Origin of the sequence: Xanthomonas populi (assembly GCF_002940065.1) — a bacterium.
Lineage (GTDB): Bacteria > Pseudomonadota > Gammaproteobacteria > Xanthomonadales > Xanthomonadaceae > Xanthomonas > Xanthomonas populi.
Genome location: NZ_MDEJ01000040.1, coordinates 14,158 through 31,149, shown reverse-complemented (window position 1 = coordinate 31,149; position 16,992 = coordinate 14,158). Strand labels below are relative to the sequence as shown.

Annotated in this window: 12 protein-coding genes and 2 pseudogenes; 8 read left to right on the top strand and 6 right to left on the bottom strand. The window is 66.3% G+C overall.

Annotation, left to right across the window (positions count from 1 at the left end; all coding sequences use genetic code 11):
* The coding region (locus XpopCFBP1817_RS08665; RefSeq protein WP_146090183.1) for a cellulase family glycosylhydrolase at window positions 1-421 on the top strand (421 nt) is incomplete at its 5' end.
* Window positions 422-1,162: 741 nt separating this feature from the next.
* Here XpopCFBP1817_RS08665 and XpopCFBP1817_RS08655 read toward each other — a convergent pair.
* Together XpopCFBP1817_RS08655 and XpopCFBP1817_RS08650 are read right to left on the bottom strand one after the other, a co-directional pair.
* Window positions 1,163-2,950 (bottom strand): M28 family metallopeptidase, encoded by a 1,788-nt coding sequence (locus tag XpopCFBP1817_RS08655; protein ID WP_128416814.1) that lies wholly within the window; start codon window positions 2,948-2,950, stop codon window positions 1,163-1,165.
* Between the two features lie 58 nt (window positions 2,951-3,008).
* Window positions 3,009-3,497: a DUF4097 family beta strand repeat-containing protein gene (locus tag XpopCFBP1817_RS08650; RefSeq protein ID WP_128416813.1), complete on the bottom strand. Its 489-nt coding sequence runs from the start codon at window positions 3,495-3,497 to the stop codon at window positions 3,009-3,011.
* 97 nt (window positions 3,498-3,594) lie between these two features.
* On the opposite strand from XpopCFBP1817_RS08650, the gene XpopCFBP1817_RS08645 reads away from it, so the two are divergent.
* From XpopCFBP1817_RS08645 to bphP, 6 genes are all read left to right on the top strand, one after another.
* Entirely contained in the window at window positions 3,595-4,905 is a 1,311-nt protein-coding gene (locus XpopCFBP1817_RS08645; protein ID WP_128416812.1) for a murein hydrolase activator EnvC family protein, read from the top strand.
* A gap of 250 nt (window positions 4,906-5,155) precedes the next feature.
* Entirely contained in the window at window positions 5,156-6,667 is a 1,512-nt protein-coding gene (locus XpopCFBP1817_RS08640; protein ID WP_128416811.1) for a S41 family peptidase, read from the top strand.
* A gap of 182 nt (window positions 6,668-6,849) precedes the next feature.
* Window positions 6,850-9,012 carry a lytic murein transglycosylase gene (locus XpopCFBP1817_RS08635; RefSeq protein ID WP_128416810.1) on the top strand — a complete coding sequence of 721 codons (2,163 nt, stop codon included), beginning with the start codon at window positions 6,850-6,852 and terminating at the stop codon, window positions 9,010-9,012.
* A 195-nt stretch (window positions 9,013-9,207) separates the two neighbouring features.
* Window positions 9,208-10,452 (top strand): TCR/Tet family MFS transporter, encoded by a 1,245-nt coding sequence (locus XpopCFBP1817_RS08630; RefSeq protein ID WP_128416809.1) that lies wholly within the window; start codon window positions 9,208-9,210, stop codon window positions 10,450-10,452.
* 99 nt (window positions 10,453-10,551) lie between these two features.
* On the top strand, window positions 10,552-11,145 hold the full coding sequence (locus XpopCFBP1817_RS08625) for a biliverdin-producing heme oxygenase (RefSeq protein WP_128416808.1): 594 nt from the start codon (window positions 10,552-10,554) through the stop codon (window positions 11,143-11,145).
* Complete coding sequence (gene bphP / locus XpopCFBP1817_RS08620; protein WP_128416807.1) at window positions 11,142-13,046, top strand: bacteriophytochrome BphP; 1,905 nt, start codon at window positions 11,142-11,144, stop codon at window positions 13,044-13,046. Before XpopCFBP1817_RS08625 ends, bphP begins: the two co-directional genes overlap by 4 nt.
* Before the next feature lie 43 nt (window positions 13,047-13,089).
* On the opposite strand, the gene XpopCFBP1817_RS08615 is transcribed toward bphP, so the two are convergent.
* From XpopCFBP1817_RS08615 to XpopCFBP1817_RS08605, 4 genes and pseudogenes are all read right to left on the bottom strand, one after another.
* A complete protein-coding gene (locus XpopCFBP1817_RS08615; protein WP_128416806.1) occupies window positions 13,090-14,253 on the bottom strand; it encodes a benzoate/H(+) symporter BenE family transporter in 1,164 nt (387 codons plus the stop codon).
* Window positions 14,254-14,315: 62 nt separating this feature from the next.
* Window positions 14,316-14,508: pseudogene (locus XpopCFBP1817_RS23965) on the bottom strand (hypothetical protein); the annotation flags it as partial.
* A gap of 87 nt (window positions 14,509-14,595) precedes the next feature.
* A pseudogene (locus tag XpopCFBP1817_RS08610) lies at window positions 14,596-15,024 on the bottom strand (phospholipase D-like domain-containing protein); the annotation flags it as partial.
* Between the two features lie 149 nt (window positions 15,025-15,173).
* Complete coding sequence (locus XpopCFBP1817_RS08605; RefSeq protein WP_128416805.1) at window positions 15,174-15,992, bottom strand: SDR family oxidoreductase; 819 nt, start codon at window positions 15,990-15,992, stop codon at window positions 15,174-15,176.
* A 101-nt stretch (window positions 15,993-16,093) separates the two neighbouring features.
* On the opposite strand from XpopCFBP1817_RS08605, the gene XpopCFBP1817_RS08600 reads away from it, so the two are divergent.
* Window positions 16,094-16,987, top strand: coding sequence for a LysR family transcriptional regulator (locus XpopCFBP1817_RS08600; RefSeq protein ID WP_128416804.1), 894 nt, complete (start codon window positions 16,094-16,096; stop codon window positions 16,985-16,987).
* The last annotated feature ends 5 nt before the right edge of the window (window positions 16,988-16,992 follow it).

Genomic DNA, 16,992 nt, shown 5'->3' with positions numbered 1-16,992 from the left:
AGCGATTACGCACACTGCCCGAACACGTCTACAACCAGATGGTCATGGGCTGAAAAACGTGGGGATACCTCAGTACCTGGATGCCGATTCCAGCGGCACCAGCAATGTCTGCGTCAGTGCCACCGTCGGTGCCGAGCGTCTACGCAAGTTCACCGAGTGGTTGCGCCTCAATCACAGACGCGGTTTTCTGGGGGAATTCGGCACCGGCAACAACACCGTTTGCAATGAAGCGCTGAAGGGCATGCTGCGGTACATGGAAACCAATGCAGATGTCTGGCTGGGCTGGACCTGTTGGACCGCCGGTTCATGGTGGAACGTCAGTTACGAATACAGCGTGCAGCCCAACAAGGACGGGACTGACAGGCCGCAGATGTCGATCCTGTCGCCAAATGCGGTGTATGCAACACGCTTCAGTCCCTGATGTGATCTGACCTGGATATGATCTGATCGGGCCGCCGCCAGGCGGCCCTTTTTTTTGCGCATCGCACTGAATGTGCAGCGTGTTTCAGTATAATGGCGATTGCAGGACCACAGATGTGACTACCTGATTGGCCCTGAGCCTGAGCCACGGAATCGACGTGTCTTTCTATTTTGCCCAGTTTCACACCACACCTGCGTGTCACCACAAGCTGTTTCCTGGCTGGCACACCATGAAACTGGCCAGGTTGTCCTGGAGGCGTCAGGCGGATACGAACAGAGGCAGTGCTGGATGCCCTGTTCGACGCCGCTCACCTGGTCGTGCGGGCCAATGCGCGCCGCTGCCATCGGCCTGCTGGCAAACACAGATCGTCTGGATGCGGTCACTCTCGCCTGCATGGCCGACACGCTGGAGCGACGTCCCTCTCAACCAATGGGAACCTTGGCGGCGACGGCTGCGCACGTGCGCGCGACAACCTGGACATAACGTGCCTGTCTGCGATCCAGCACGCGCCCGGGATCCGGGAGTTCTACCGGTCGCTACGAGCACGCGGAAAGCCCGGCAGGGTCGCTGTCGTGGCGTGTCCCAAGCGGGGACGCGTGCAAGCGCCCTCAGTGACCGAAGCAGTCGCACAAGACCGGCAGACTTCGTGCGCGGGGTGGATCGGTGGCGCGTTTGCGCAAGCCGCTGCCAACAAGCCGGAGCTCGTGCACGCACGCTGTGCATTCAGCGCGTCAGCGCTCCTTACTTGCCGCCGGCTTTCATGCCATCCGCCTCAGATGTTGGTGCCTGCGCATCCGCTGCCGCACTCGCACCCGGCTTGCCAGCCATCATGCGATCGCGCGCAGCCTTGAACGGGTTGCCGGCATACCAGTTGGGCCAACGCTCGCCAGCAGCCACTTCCTTGCCCACGCCATACACCGCCTGCAGATCTTCGATGGTGCCATCGAGTTTCCACGTCGCCGCATCGTACTCATCGCCTGGCGCGTGGTAGCGATTGCGGCCGTAGTCCTCTGCAGCCGCATGGCCGGCCGCAGTGCCGCCCTCGCGCAGATCTTCGCCGCCATCGGCATACAGCGCCGGCACCCCGGCCTTGGCGAAGTTGAAATGATCCGAACGGAAATACGAGCCGCTCTGCGGCGTGGCTTCAGCGTGCAGGGTACGGCCCTGCATCGCGGCGATCGGCTTGAGGATGTCTTCCAACTCCGAACTGCCCATGCCCACCACGGTGACATCGCGCGCGCGCCCGGCCACCGACATCGCATCCAGATTGATCACCGCGGCGATCTTGTCCAGCGGGAAGCTCGGGTTGGCCACGTAATACTTGGAACCGAGCAGACCGGATTCTTCCAACGTCACCGCCACAAACACCACCGAGCGCGCCGGCTTGGGGTCCTGATGCGCGAACGCATCGGCGATTTCTAAAATGCCGGCCACGCCGGTGGCGTTATCCACGGCGCCGTTGTAGATGTTGTCGCCGCTCTCGCCCGGATGCTTGCCCAGGTGATCCCAGTGCGCCATGTACAGCACCGCCTCGTCGGCGTGGCTGCTGCCCGGCAGCACGCCGACCACATTGCGCGAGGTCTTTGCGGCAATGGTGCTCTTCAGATCCACCGACCAGGTGGCTTTCAACGGCACCGGCTTGAAACCGCGCTTGCTGGCGTTCTTGTAGGCCTGCGCCAGGTCAAGGCCGGCGTTGGCGAACAGCTGCTTTGCGGTCTCGGCACTGATCCAGCCTTGCACCGGCAGGCGCGGGGCGGTGTCGTCCTTGGCCAGTAGGCCGTATTGCGGGCCGGACCAGGAGTTCTTCACCACGTCCCAGCCGTAGCTGGCGCCGGGGGTGTCGTGCACGATCAACGCGGCGGCCGCGCCCTGACGTGCGGCCTCTTCGAACTTATAGGTCCAGCGCCCGTAGTACGTCATGCGCTTGCCGTCGAACAACTTGGCATCGCCGGTATGGAAGCCGGGGTCGTTGACGAACATCACCACCGTCTTGCCTTTCCAGTCCTGGCCGGCGTAGTCGTTCCATTGCTGTTCGGGCGCATCCACGCCGTAGCCGACGAACACCAGCTCGCTGTTGTCCAGCGTGACCTTGGCCTGACAGGTGCGCGTGCCGACCACGATGTCGGTGCCGAAGGCCAGCGCGCGGGTCTGCTCGCCGCTGCGCAAACGGGGCGCGGTGGCCGCATCGGCGGTGGTTTCCATCATCGGCACGTCCTGGAACCAGCTGTCGCCATTACCCGGCTGCAAGCCGATGCGCTGCATCTGGTCACGGAGATAGGTGACGGTCTTTTCTTCGCCCGGCGTGCCCGGGCCGCGTCCTTCGAAATCGTCCGAGGCCAGTGTCTTGACCAGCTCGGCAAAGTCGCCGCCGGTCAGCTCCGGCGAGAACGCGTGCCGGCTGACCGGTGCGCTGGGCGCGGTATCGACCGGCTTCGGCGCACTGGGCGCTGCGGGTGCGTCGGCGGCTTCACGCTTGCAGCCGGCCAGGGCCAGCGTCGCGGCCAGGCACAACAGGATCTTGCGGGGCATGGGGACTCCTCGTGCGGCGAAGGTCCCTGGATTCTAGGCGGTGCCTGCGGTGAGTGGGTCAGTCCTGGGGCGCCACGTCGCTGTCGAAGCGGCGCGCAGTCGCCCGGGTGACCGCGCCGATCTTGGCGCTGCGCTGCACGGACAGGCTGACCTCACGCTCGAACTGCAACGGGCCATCGACCACCGCATTCGGGCCGATCACCACCCGCAGCTTGCGCGACGGCTTGAACGAAAAACTGACATTGGGCTTGGTGACCTCGATCCCGCCATACCCATGCGAACCCACTCCCACAGTGATATCGCCATTGACCGTCTCGATGCCTGTGCCGAGGTCGGTTTCCAGCAAACCAATACTGCCGTTGACGCTTTCCACGCTCTTGGTCTGCGCACCGGCACCGATCTCGATGGCGCCGTTGAGGGTATCCAGCGCGCCATCGACCTGGCCGGCCTCGGCGCTGATGCGGCCGTTGACCTTGCTGATGTCCTCGTTGGCCCAGGCGCTTGTGCGGACCAGGGACAACGCCAGGAGACGATGCTGGGACCTCATGCTGAACCTCGCGCGGCGGCGGCGATCTGAGGCGTGGCGGCGAGCACACCATGCTTGGCTACAATCGCGCACCTGCCTGAAGTCACTGGACCGTTCGTTGCCCCCCTCGCCCGCACCGCGCTCGCGCCTGCCGCTTGCCCACGCCACCGTCCGCTCACGCGCGTGGCTGGCGGCGACCGTGCTGGCCTGCACGCTGCTGGCTTGCACATTGTTAGGCAGCGCCGGTGCAAGCGCGCAAAGTCAGCGCGAGGCCGAGCGCAAACTGCAGCAGCTGCGCGATGAATTGAAGACCATCACTGCCGACCGGCGCGAACTGGAAAGCAAACGCGGCACCGCCGCCCAGCAGCTGCGCCAGGCGGATGAGAAGGTGGCCAAGACTGCACGTGCGTTGAGCCAGACCGAGTCGGCAATGCGCGAACAGGAACAGCATCTGGGCAAACTGGAGCAGGATCGCGCGCAGTTGCAGCGCGGCCTGCAGACCCAGCGCGTGCAGCTGGCCGCGTTATTGCGCGCCGCCGATCAGGTCGGCCGCAACGCGCCGTTGAAGGTGTTGTTATCGCAAGACACGGTGGGCGATGCCACGCGCAGGCTGGCCGACCATCGCTACGTGCAGAACGCGCGCGCGCAGCGCATCCAGGGCCTGACCACGCAGCTGGAGGCCCTGTCCAAGGTGCAACAGGACATCGCCAACCGTCGTCAGACGCTGGACAGCGCGCGTGCGCAACAAAAAGCGCAGGCTTCTTCGTTGCAGAAGGATCGCTCGCAGCAAGCGGTCACCGTCGCGCAGCTGGACGAGCGCTACACACAGCGCGCCGAACGTGAAAAAGCCCTGGGCCAGGACGCAAAGTCGCTGGAACAGCTGCTCGCCAATCTGCGCGCGGCCGAGGCCGAACGGCGTGCAGCCGCCAGACGCGCCGCTGCCGAAGCGGCCGCGCAGGCAAAGCGTGGCAAGATCGATCGCCCTGAGCGTCCCGACCGCCCCGGCAAGACGCCGCCCCAGGTCATCGCCAGCGCGCCGGCCCCCAAAGTTGGCGGGCTGAGCTGGCCGGTGTCGGGCAACCTGCTGGCGCGCTTCAACGCCACCTTGCCGGACGGCCACACCAGCAAGGGCGTGCTGATCGGCGCGCCAAAGGGCAGCACCGTCAGCGCGGTGGCCGACGGCACGGTGGTGTTTTCCGACTGGATGACCGGCTACGGCATGATCCTGATCGTGGACCACGGCAACGGCTACATGAGCCTGTACGCGCACAACGACACCTTGCTGCGCGATGCCGGCGCGTCGATCAAGCGCGGCGAAGCAGTGGCCAAGGTCGGCAGCTCGGGCGGGCAAGGCGTGCCGGCATTGTACTTCGAATTGCGTCGCAACGGTCAGCCGGTGGATCCGTCGAGCTGGTTGCAGCGGCGCTGAGTGCGCGCTTGCTGCGTGGTGTCGTAGCGACGGCATCGCGACCGATGCAACACCCGGTTTCGATAGCGGATGCGCGTCACATCGGACGTGCCGCGCAACGGGCAATGCAACACCACGCGCTGGCGCCGAGGCACATCCACACCGGACAGGTGCGGGCGGCAACGGCAATTCAACGCGGATTTACCGCTGCTTCGCGCATAATCCAGCCAGCGCCACGCTGTGGGGCGTCTTGTCTTTTCCGGAGTGCTTCATGCGCGTAGCCGTCCTGTCCGTTGCCCTGTCGCTGGCCTTGTTCGCGTCGCCCGGTTGGGCACAGAAGGCCGGCCCCGCCGCCGCCCAGGCCAGCGCGGACGATCCGGAAGCCAATGAAGCCGCCGTGTCCAAGGTGCCGCTGGAGGAGATCCGCCGCTTTGTGGCGGTCTACCAAGCGGTCAAGCAGGCCTACGTCGATCCGGTCGAAGACAAGAAGCTGATGCATGCCGCCGTGCGCGGCCTGCTCTCGGATCTGGACCCGCACAGCACTTATTTCGACAAGGAAGACGCCGAAGCCTTCGACGAACAGGCCAATGGCGCCTACGACGGCATCGGTGTGGAATTGCTGCAGCAGCAGGACAACACGCTCAAGGTGATCGCGCCGATCGACGACACCCCGGCTGCGCGCGCCGGCATCCGCGCCGGCGATGTGATCGTGGCCATCGACGGCAAACCGATCGACGCCAGCAAGGCGATGGAACCGCTGCGTGGCAAATCCGGCAGCAAGGTCATCCTGACCATCGTGCGCGACAAGGCACCCAAGCCGTTCGACGTCACCCTGCAGCGCGAGACCATCCGCGTGGCCAGCGTCCGCAGCAAGGTCCTGGAACCGGGCTATGGCTACATCCGCATCAGCACCTTCCAGGCCGACACCGGTGCCGATTTTCAGAATAACCTCAAGCAGCTGCAGGCCGGCGGCAAGTTGCGCGGCCTGGTGCTGGATCTGCGCAGCAACCCGGGCGGTCTGCTGACCGCCGCGGTGCAGGTGGCCGACGATCTGCTCGACAAGGGCAACATCGTCAGCACGCGTGGGCGCATTTCCATCAGCGATGCCAAGTTCGACGCCACCCCGGGCGATCTGCTCGGCGGGGTGCCAGTGATCGTGCTGGTGGACGCCGGCTCGGCCAGCGCCTCGGAAGTGCTGGCCGGCGCGCTGCGCGACAACCAGCGCGCGCGCATCATCGGCAGCCGCACCTTCGGCAAGGGCTCGGTGCAGACCGTGCTGCCGCTGGACAACGGCGACTCGGTCAAGCTCACCACCGCGCGCTATTACACGCCCAGCGGCAAGTCGATCCAGGCCAGCGGTATCGTGCCGGAAGTGCTGCTCACCCCGGAACCGCAACCGGGCGATGCCGACCTGCCGGCCAGCCTGAACGACTACAGCGAAGCCACCTTGCCAGGCCATCTGCGTGGCGACGCCGAGGGCGAAGAGGGCTACAGCGCCGGCGACGTGCTGCCGGGCGATGGCCCGATCGCCGTCGCATTGGCCGAACTCAAGCAGCCCGGCTCGGCGGCCAAGGCACAAGCCGCGCGCAAGGCCAAGGCGCAGGCAGCGCAGAAGGCAAAGGCCGCCAAGACAGCGGCCGAGCCAAAGCCGGCAGCCGCGCCTCCGGTGACCGGCGACAAGCCCAAGCCGTCCGAACCACCGACTGGAAAAGCCCAGCCTGCCAAGCCTGCCGAGCAGACCACGCCTACGGAAAAGCCAAAGCCGGCCGTCCCGGTCAAATAGAGGGACTAGTGTCTTTGACTGCTCCAAAGCACAACTGAGCACCGTCAGCGTGTGCGCCAAGCGAGCCAGTTCGAGACTCCGGCATCCACGCGCAGCATCAGCATCTGGCACGCGTCGGATGCCGTCGACTCCACAGGAGCGCTCCACCGCATGACGTCCGTCCACACGCCGGCCACCGCGCCATGACGCCGACCCGGCGCGTCTTGCCTGGGCTGCTGGTACTGCTGCCATTGGTCGCCTGCGCCGATCCGGCCTTCGACCGCTGCCTGGCCGGCCTGCAGACCCAGGCCGCCGCCAAGGGGGTAGAGGCGGCCAGCTTCCAGCGCTTCACCGCAGGCCTGGCGCCCGATCCCAGCGTGTTGCCGCTGCTCGATGCCCAGCCAGAATTCACCACCCCGATCTGGGATTATCTCGCCAGTCTGGTCGACAGCCAGCGCGTGCGCGACGGTCAGGCCATGCTGGTCACCCATCGCGAATTGCTCACCCGCCTGTCCGAACAGACTGACGTGGACCCGGCCACCATCGTGGCGGTGTGGGGCGTGGAGAGCGACTACGGCCGCGTCACCGGCAAGCGCCCGCTGCTGGTCTCGCTGGCCACGCTGTCGTGCGCGGGCCGCCGCCAGCCGTTCTTCCGTGGCGAATTCCTCGCCTTGCTCAGCCTGCTGCAGCAAGGCGATCTGTCACCTGATGGCTTGACCGGCTCCTGGGCCGGCGCGTTCGGGCAGACCCAGTTCATGCCCTCGACTTACGCCCGCATTGCGGTGGATGGCGATGGCGATGGCCGCCGCGATCTGGTCGCCAGCATTCCCGACGCGCTAGCCTCCACCGCTAACTATCTGGTCAAGGCCGGCTGGGAGCGCGCCCGTCCCTGGGGCATGGAAGTACGGCTGCCCGCCGGCTTGGATGCCAGCAAGGCCGGTCGTACCCGGCGCCAACCGCTGCAGACCTGGCGCAACGCCGGTCTGCTCGGCGCCGATGGCAAGCCGTTGGCGCCGATTGGCTTGCCCGCCGAAACAACGGCCGCCCTGCTGCTGCCGGCCGGCCCGACCGGCCCGGCATTTCTGGTGTTTCGCAACTACGACGCGATCTATGCCTACAACGCCTCGGAAAGCTACGCACTGTCGATCGCCTTGCTCGCCGACCGCCTGCGCGGTGGCCCCGGCCTGGTCGCTGCCTGGCCCACCGACGACCCCGGCCTGAGTCGCCAGGAGCGCCGCGAACTGCAGCAGTTGCTGCTCGCCCGCGGGCACCTGATCGGCGAGGCCGACGGCATGATCGGCAGCGCCACCCGACGCGCCATCCAGGTCGAGCAGACCCGCCTGGGCCTGCAACCGGCCGACGGCCGCCCCGGCCAGCGCATCCTCACCGCCCTGCGCGCCGCCCCGCCGCTCACCGGCGCCGCCGCCATCCGCGCCACCGCGTTCAAGCTGCCTGCCGCCTATCCCGCCGTCGCCCAATCCCCCATCGTCCAGAAGGCCTCCCCCATGTCCGACCTCACCGGCCTGCGTACAGGCCACTTCCACGGCTTCCCCTCGTTGTTGATCGACACCCCGTTTTCCACTGCGGTCATCAGCCTGTTCGGCGGCCAGCTGCTGTCGTTCGTGCCCAAAGGCGGGCAGGACGTGATGTGGCTGTCGCCCACCGCCAAGCAACCGCCGACCCCGATCCGCGGCGGCGCCCCGGTGTGCTGGCCGTATTTCGGCCGCCAGGACCAGACCGGCGAGGTGCCCGCGCACGGCTTCGTGCGCACCGTGCCGTGGCAGCTGACCGACAGCCGCCGCGAAGACGACGGCACCCTGGTGCTCACGCTGACCCCGCCCACCTTCGACGATCTGGCGCTGCGCCTGCGCATGACGTTACGCATCGGCCGCACCCTGGAACAAAGCCTGATCACCGACAACACGAGCCAGGCCCCGGTGCGTTTCACCCAGGCGCTGCACAACTATTTTCGCGTCGGCGACGCGCTCAAGGTCAGCGTGCAGGGCCTGGACGGGCTGGACTATCTCGACAAATACGAAAACTACGCCACTGCCCACCGTCAGCAAGGCGACTGGAGCCTGCGCGACCCACGCGATCCCGGCCGCAGCGACCGCATCTACACCAACGCCGGCGGCCACTACACCCTGACCGAGCCCGTACTCGGCCGCCGCATCGTCATCGCCACCAAAGGCAGCCGCTCACTGGTGGCCTGGAACCCAGGCGAAGCCGCAGCCGCCAAGATGGCCGACGTTGGCGAAGGCTGGCGCGACTATGTCTGCCTGGAAGCGGCCAACGCCGGCCCGGACGTGATCGAACTCGCCCCCGGCGCCAGCCACACGCTGACCCAGACCATCAGCGTCGAGTAACCGCAAGAATCGTCCCGGATCGCGCACAGCCCCCGCGCTGCCTTCCAGGACAGATGGAGCGGCAGCCAAGACTCCCTTCTCCCATCGGGAGACGGTGCCCGAAGGGCCGATGCGGGTGTACGTACACCCACCAGCCAATCCACCGCTACACTCGCCGCTTCGCCCCTCTGCGCCGCGCGATGTCTCTCTCTCCACATTCCGCCCCCGCCACGGGCCGGCGCTGCGCTGATCTTCATCTTCATCACCGTGCTGATCGACGTGCTGTCGTTCGGCGTGATCATTCCGGTGTTGCCGGATCTGGTGCGCCAATTCACCAGCGGCGACTACGCCGTGGCCGCCGGCTGGATCGGTTGGTTCGGCTTCCTGTTCGCCACCATCCAGTTCGTCTGCTCGCCGCTGCAGGGCGCCTTGTCAGACCGCTACGGCCGCCGCCCGGTGATCCTGCTCTCGTGCCTGGGCCTGGGCCTGGATTTCATCTTGATGGCGCTCGCGCATTCCATGCCGATGCTGCTGCTGGCGCGGGTGATCTCCGGCGTGTGCTCGGCCAGCTTTTCCACCGCCAACGCCTACATCGCCGATGTCACGCCCGCCGACAAACGCGCCGCCGCATTCGGCATGCTTGGCGCCGCGTTCGGCATTGGCTTTGTCGCCGGCCCGTTGATCGGCGGCTGGCTGGGCAGCATCGGCCTGCGCTGGCCGTTCTGGTTTGCCGCAGGGCTGGCGCTATTGAACGTGTTGTACGGCTGGTGTGTGCTGCCCGAATCGCTGCCCATCGAACGCCGCACCGCGCGGCTGGATTGGTCGCACGCCAATCCGCTCGGCGCGCTCAAGTTGCTGCGCCGCTACCCGCAGGTATTGGGCCTAGCTTCGGTGGTGTTTCTGGCCAACCTGGCGCATTACGTCTATCCCAGCATCTTCGTGCTGTTCGCCGGTTACCAATATCGCTGGGGCCCGCGCGAAGTGAGCTGGGTGCTGGCCGGCGTGGGCGTGTGCAGCATCATCGTCAATGCGCTGCTGGTCGGCCGGCTGGTGCGCTGGCTGGGCGAACGTCGCGCGCTGCTGCTGGGCCTGGGCTGCGGGGTGATCGGCTTCGTCATCTACGGGCTGGCCGATAGCGGCACCGCGTTTCTGATCGGCGTGCCGATCAGCGCGTTGTGGGCAATCGCCGCACCGGCGGCGCAGGCTCTGATCACCCGCGAGGTCGGCGCCGATGCGCAAGGCCGCGTGCAGGGCGCGTTGACCAGTCTGATCAGCTTGGCCGGCATCGCCGGTCCGTTGTTGTTCGCCAACGTGTTCGCCTGGTTTATCGGCAGCGGCGCCCCGTTGCATCTGCCCGGTGCGCCCTGGTTGCTGGCCGGTATCCTGCTTGCTGCAGGCTGGGTCATGGCCTGGAAGCGGGCAGGGCGGCGCGCCGGGATTGCGCCGGCAGCGCAGCGATAATGTCAACAGATTCACGTTGCGCTCGCGCCCGCTTTATCTGATTTGCGCACGCGCTGCTAGGCTGGTGTCCTTCGTGCCGCGGCACCGCCTTGAGTCCCTATGTCTTCCGACGCCTTGGCAGTTCCGCCATCGGCCGCGTTCGTGCTGCGCGATGCCACCCAGCGCGTCCATTGCCTGGTCGAAGCGATCCCGCTGATGCAGGCATTGGGGCAGGGCCGCGTCGATCACAATGCCTATGCGCTGATCCTGCGCCGGCACCATGCACTGCTGGCCGGCTTCGAAGCGCAACTGCGCGATTGGCTCAGTACCGTGGCTGGAACCGGCTGGCAGTATCGCCGCCGCGTGCCCGCCTTGCGCGAAGATCTGCGCACGCTCGGCCAGCAACCGGATGCGCCCGTTGCATTACCCGTCGTCGATCACGAATCCGCCCGCTGGGGCATGTTGTACGTCGTCGAAGGCTCGCAACTGGGGGGCCGGATGATCGCGCGCAGCCTGCGCAAACAGCAGCCCGGTCTTGCCACTGCCTTGCGCTATTTCGAACTGGCCGACGACGACCCGGCCGGCTGGCGCCGCTTCCAGGCGGTGCTCAACCACCATCTCGACACGCCTTGCGCACGCGCCGCCGCCATCGACGGTGCGCAGGCCATGTTTGCCCACTTCCACACCTGTCTCGCAGCGGAGCCGCGCCCGTGAACCAACCAACCGAACCCCTGAACATGGACCTCTGCGCTCGCGAGCCGATCCACATCCCCGGCCTGATCCAGCCCTACGGGGTGCTGTTGGTGATCGAGCCGGCCGACGGCCGCATCGTGCAGGCCAGCACCACCGCCGCCCAATTGCTCGGCGTGCCGCTGGCCGAGCTGTTGGGCATGCCCTACACGCAAGTACTGCAACTGCCCGGCGAGCAGCCGTTCGCGGTCGACGACCAGGCGCTGCACCTGTTGCATGCCGAGGTGCGTTTTCCACAGCGGGCAACGCCTACCGAGCACCCCTGGGTCGCCGCCTGGCATCTGTACCCGGAGCAATGGCTGGTCGAAATCGAACCGCGCGACGCCCGCCTGATCGACGTTACCTTGCGCGAAGCGTTGCCGCTGTTGCGCAGCATCGAGCGCGATCCCGGCATCGCCGAAGCCACGGTGCGCGCCGCCAAGGGCCTGCGCAGCATGATCGGCTTCGACCGGGTGATGATTTACCGCTTCGACGACGAGTGGAACGGCGACGTCATCGCCGAAGCCCGCCAACCCGATCTGGACGCCTATCTCGGCATGCATTACCCGGCCACCGATATCCCTGCGCAGGCGCGCGCGCTGTACCTGCGCAACCGCGTCCGCCAGATCGCCGAGGTCGTCTATCAGCCGTCGCCGATCGAGCCCACCTTGCATCCGCGCCTGGGCACCCCGGTGGATCTGAGCGATGTCAGCCTGCGCAGCGTCTCGCCGGTGCATCTGGAATACCTGGGCAACATGGGCGTGAGCGCCACGCTGGTGTCTTCGATCGTCGTCAACGACACGCTGTGGGGGCTGATCGCCTGCCATCACTACAGCCCGCACTTCACCAACCACGCCATGCGCGATGTCACCGATGCAGTGACCCGCGCGCTTGCAGGGCGCATCGGCGCCTTGCAGGCGGTGTCGCGCGCGCATCTGGAATCGGTGCTGCTCACCGTGCGCGAAAAGTTGATCACCGACTTCAACGACGCCGAGCAGATGACCGTGGAGCTGCTCGCCGACATGGCGCCGGACCTGATGGACGTGGTCGATGCCGACGGCGTGGCGATCTTTCATGGCCAGGAAATCAGCCGCCACGGCAGCACTCCCGATACCGCCGCGCTGCGCCGCATCCGCGAGCACATCGAGTCCGAACACCACGAGGCGCTGCGCGAAGATGCCGTCGGCGCCCTGCATGTGGACGCGATCGGCGATGTGTTCCCGGAACTGGCCGATCTCGCCCCGCTGGCGGCCGGTTTCATCTTCGTACCGCTAATGCCGCAGTCGCGCAGCGCTCTGCTGTGGACCCGCCGCGAGCAGGTACAGCAGGTCAAATGGGCCGGCAACCCGCAGCTGGCCAAACTGCCGGACATCCCCAACTCACGGCTGTGGCCCCGCAAGAGCTTCGAGCTCTGGCAGGAAACCGTGCGCGGCCGCGCGCGGCGCTGGTCGCCGCTGCACCTGGAATTGGCGCGCAGCCTGCGCGTGTTGATCGAACTGATGGAGCGCAAGCGCTTCCAGCAGGATTTCAGCTTGCTCGAAGCCTCGCTGTCGCGACTGCGCGACGGGGTGGCCATCATCGAGCGCGGCGCCACCACGGCCGCGCATCGGCTGATGTTCGTCAACCCGGCCTTTGCAGAGCTCATCCAGACCGAAGTGGCCGACCTGATCGGTTGCGACGCACTGACCCTGCTGGCCAGCGATGCCGCCCAGTCCAAGGTGGAACTCCTCGAAGACGCGCTGCGGCAAGGCCGCGCCGCCTACGTCACCTTGCCGCTGCGCGCGCCCGGTGGCGCACCGGTCTACCGCCAATTCCATCTCGAACCGATGCCCAGCCCTAGCGGCGTCACCGCGCACTGGCTGCTGCAGTTACGCGATTCCGAATAAGCGCGGCCGACAACGGGATGGTGTGGCGCGCCTAACCCCGCGGTCACCACACCAACAAGGTAATCGTCCCGGCCACCAGGCCCCAGAACGAGGCACCGATCCCGCCCAGTGTCAGCCCGGATGCGGTCACCAGAAAGGTGATCAGCGCCGCCTCGCGCTCGCTGTCCGGCCGCAATGCTGCCGCCAGGCTGTTTGCGATCGTGCCCAACAACGCGATCCCGGCGATGGCCATCACCAACTCGCGCGGAAAAGCCGCAAACACCGCCGCCACGGTCGCGCCAAACAAACCGATCACCACATAGAACACGCCGGCACTGACCGCAGCCACATAACGCCGCGCCGGATCCTCGTGCGCCTCGCGGCCCATGCAGATCGCCGCAGTGATCGCCGCCAGGTTCAAGGCAAACCCGCCGAACGGCGCCAACAGCGTATTGACCACACCGATCCAGCCGATCGTCGGCGAGATCGGCACCGTGTAGCCGGAGGCACGGATCACCGCCACACCCGGCACGTTCTGCGAGGCCATGGTGACCACGAACAAGGGAATCGCCAGCCCGAACAACGCCGCCCACGACAGCGTCGGCACCACCAGCACCGGATGGGCCAATTCCAGCTGCACCGCATTCCAGTGCAGTAGCCCGCCACCGGCCGCAATCGCGATGCCGACCAGCAACGTCGCAATTACCGCATACCGTGCAAACCAGCGCAGTCCAACGAAATAGGTCGCCAACATTGGCAGCGCCAGCAGCACCTGCGTCTGCATCGCCACAAACAGATCCAGCCCGAAGCGCAACAACACCCCGGCCAACATGCCCGATGCCAGCGAGATCGGAATGCGCCGGATCGCCAGTTCGAACACCCCCGAGAAGCCGGCAACCATTCCAAGCACTGCAGCCACCACGAAGGCACCGACCGCCTCACGCAACGGCACGCCGGCGGCACTGCCGATCAACATCGCCGCACCCGGCGTAGACCACGCCGTCACCACCGGCACCCGGTAGCGCAGCGACAAACCGATACATGTCACCCCCATGCCGATCCCGAGCGCCCACATCCACGAGGCGATCTGCGCCTGATCCGCCCCCAGATGGCGTGCCGCCTCGAACACGATCACCGCAGAACTGGCAAAGCCCACAAGGACCGTGACAAAGCCTGCAGCAATCGCAGGCAGGGACAGATCGCGGAGCAGGCTGCGGGAGGGGGGCATGGTGAGCTCTCTACCTAATGCACGCATTCTCACCGAGCGCGCCGATGATCGATACCGCAGCATCTTGTAGAGATAGCCGTCCCTGAAACATCCCATTCAAGCGCCAAGCCCTGCCGGCGATAGCGTTGCGCCAACGGATGGCGCAGCTCGATCTGGTTTTTCCAGGCGCGAACGAAGCAACGCCTCGGCAGGCAGGTGCTCGGCAGCAGGACGGCGTGTACGCGTGGGTGCAAATCGCCAGAAATCAGCCCTCAGCGTAGCGAAAACTGGCCGTTCTGGCACGTCTGGCGAGGGATCAAGGCGTTGCGGTGGTTGGGTGGTTGGGGGTTTTCAGGGACGGCAATGTACTTGCACGCCGGCGTCGGGCATGTCATCGAACAACGCGTTGTCCCTCTTCAAGCTGCCGCCCAGTCGATGGTGACGCGCACCTTCACCCGGGCGCGCGCGCGATCGAACAGCGCCTGGCTGAAGTCGCGGCCGATCCCGCCCGACCAGTGGATATCGGTTTCGAAGGTGATGGCGCGCTGCGCGCTGCCGATGGTGGCCAGCATCGCCGGAAAGATCCGGTGGCCGTTGTGCAGCACCTGGATCTTGTTGCCGGGCAGGATGCCGGCCCCAGCAACACCGACATCTCGCGCTTGAACTGCGGGTCGGACACGTCGTAGCAATGGCTCGGAATGTGCTCGAGCTTTTTCTCGGGCGTGGCGAAGTTGAGCAGTAGCACTCCATCACCAGCGTGGTGATGACTGTGGCCAGGATGATCCATGTCATGCATCCGACCCCTGTTCCCGGACCGTGGCGGCCTTGAGCGGCCGACATTCTGGAAAGGCCGGCGGCATGGGGGCCGTGAAGGGTGAGGCGCTAGCTGCGGATAGGCGCTGGCGCTACCGCAGAACACGCTCGCTGTAGCGGTGTTGCCATCATCCGGCGGCAGCCGGGTTGTCGGTGGAAAACGCAATGTCAAGCTGGTCTTCGAGCGCTGCCAGCCGCGCGGTCAGGGCGTTGCGGATCGCGTGGTACGCCGCTCCGCCCATGACCAGGCGAAAGGGCGGAGGCGATTGCTCGGTGCAGGCGATCATTGCGGCAACCATGCGCTGCGGGTCGCCGACGATGACCCAGCTGCCATCGTCCAACCCGCGGATAAGCGCGTCGACCGGCGTGCCGGCATAGTCGGAGGGAATGTCGGTCCTGACCAGCGCGGCGCCGAAGTTGGTGCGTGCCGGGCCGGGTTCGGCCAGGGTGAAGTGGATTCCGAAGCCGGCCACTTCCTGCGCGGCGGCTTCGACAAAACCTTCGATGCCCCATTTGCTGGCGTGATACAGGCTGAAACCGGGATAGGCGATCTGGCCACCTTCGGATGATACCTGCACCACGTGCCCGCCACCTTGACGACGCAAGTGCGGCAGCGCGGCCTGGATCAGCGTGATGGAGCCGATGAGGTTGGTGTCGATGACCGCGCGCACCTGTGCGTCGGTGGCGGCTTCGGCGGCACCGAGCGTGCCGTAGCCGGCGTTGCTGATCAGCACGTCGATCCTGCCCAGGGTCAGGAATACCTGATTGACGACCTCGCGCACCGCTGCGCTATCGCGCACATCCATCTGGAACACGGTCAGTGCGTCGCCGTGCGCATTCGCCTGCCGTACGGTAGCCGCCACGCGGTCTCCGCGCGCCAGCAATGTTTCGACCAAGCCGCGGCCGAAGCCGGAGGATGCACCTGTGATGAGCCAGGTCCTGGACATGGGAGTCGCCTGTGCGTGGAGAAGGGAAAACCACCATAGGCGCGCGGAATTGATGGGTCTATGCCATAGAATTCGAATGAGTTGATGTAAAATGGCCACCAATGCCCAAGCCGACGTTCAATGATCTGGCCGCGTTCACCAGTGTGGCGGTCCACCGCAGCTTCCGACGTGCGGCAACCGAGATGGGCTTGGCGCCGTCCTCGCTCAGCCACCTGATCAGCGCGTTGGAACGCAACCTCGGCCTGCGCCTGCTGCATCGGACCACGCGCAGCGTCTCGCTGACCGAAGCAGGCGAGCGCCTGTACGCAAAGTTGGTGCCGGCGCTGCAGGACGTCGAGCATGCGCTGAGCGAACTGAAAGCCTTCCGCAGCGGGCCCACCGGCACGGTGCGCATCAACGCGCCTGAAGTGGTGGTGCGGCTGTTGTTGCAGCAGGTGGTGCCGCAGGTGCTGGCGCGGTATCTGGCACTCTCGGTGGACCTGGTGAGCGAAGGGCGCCTGGTAGACATCGTGGCGGCCGGTTTCGATGCCGGCATTCGCCTGAGCGAGTCGGTGCCGCAGGACATGATGGCGGTTCCCTTTGGCGGGCAAACGCGTTTCATCGCGGTGGCCGCACCTGCGTATCTGCAGCGTGCCGGCTGCCCGGACACGCCGGACGATCTGCATCGCCACGCCTGCATCCGGCATCGCATGCCCAGCGGCAGGCTGTATCGCTGGGAGTTCGAGCGGCGCGGTCAGGAGGTGGTGGTCGATGTGCCGGGGCGGCTGACGCTGGACCAGATTCTGATGATGAGCGAAGCCGCCGAAGCCGGCCTTGGCATCGCCTATGTGCCCGAACACGCGGCGATGTCTGCCCTGGCGCGCGGCACGCTGGTGCGCGTGCTGGAGCAGTGGTGCCCGGCGATTCCAGGGCTGGTGCTGTATTACCCCGGGCATCGGCAGATTCCTCCGGGCCTGCGTGCGTTTATCGATACGCTCAAACAGGTGCTGCCCTAGTCATT

What these genes read in the sequence shown, in the direction of transcription:
- XpopCFBP1817_RS08600 (WP_128416804.1), top strand. Translation starts at nt 16,094, where the DNA reads ATGCCCAAGCCGACGTTCAATGATCTGGCCGCGTTCACCAGTGTGGCG.
- XpopCFBP1817_RS08655 (WP_128416814.1), bottom strand. Translation starts at nt 2,950, where the DNA reads ATGCCCCGCAAGATCCTGTTGTGCCTGGCCGCGACGCTGGCCCTGGCC.
- XpopCFBP1817_RS08625 (WP_128416808.1), top strand. Translation starts at nt 10,552, where the DNA reads ATGTCTTCCGACGCCTTGGCAGTTCCGCCATCGGCCGCGTTCGTGCTG.
- XpopCFBP1817_RS08650 (WP_128416813.1), bottom strand. Translation starts at nt 3,497, where the DNA reads ATGAGGTCCCAGCATCGTCTCCTGGCGTTGTCCCTGGTCCGCACAAGC.
- XpopCFBP1817_RS08615 (WP_128416806.1), bottom strand. Translation starts at nt 14,253, where the DNA reads ATGCCCCCCTCCCGCAGCCTGCTCCGCGATCTGTCCCTGCCTGCGATT.
- XpopCFBP1817_RS08635 (WP_128416810.1), top strand. Translation starts at nt 6,850, where the DNA reads ATGACGCCGACCCGGCGCGTCTTGCCTGGGCTGCTGGTACTGCTGCCA.
- XpopCFBP1817_RS08605 (WP_128416805.1), bottom strand. Translation starts at nt 15,992, where the DNA reads ATGTCCAGGACCTGGCTCATCACAGGTGCATCCTCCGGCTTCGGCCGC.
- XpopCFBP1817_RS08640 (WP_128416811.1), top strand. Translation starts at nt 5,156, where the DNA reads ATGCGCGTAGCCGTCCTGTCCGTTGCCCTGTCGCTGGCCTTGTTCGCG.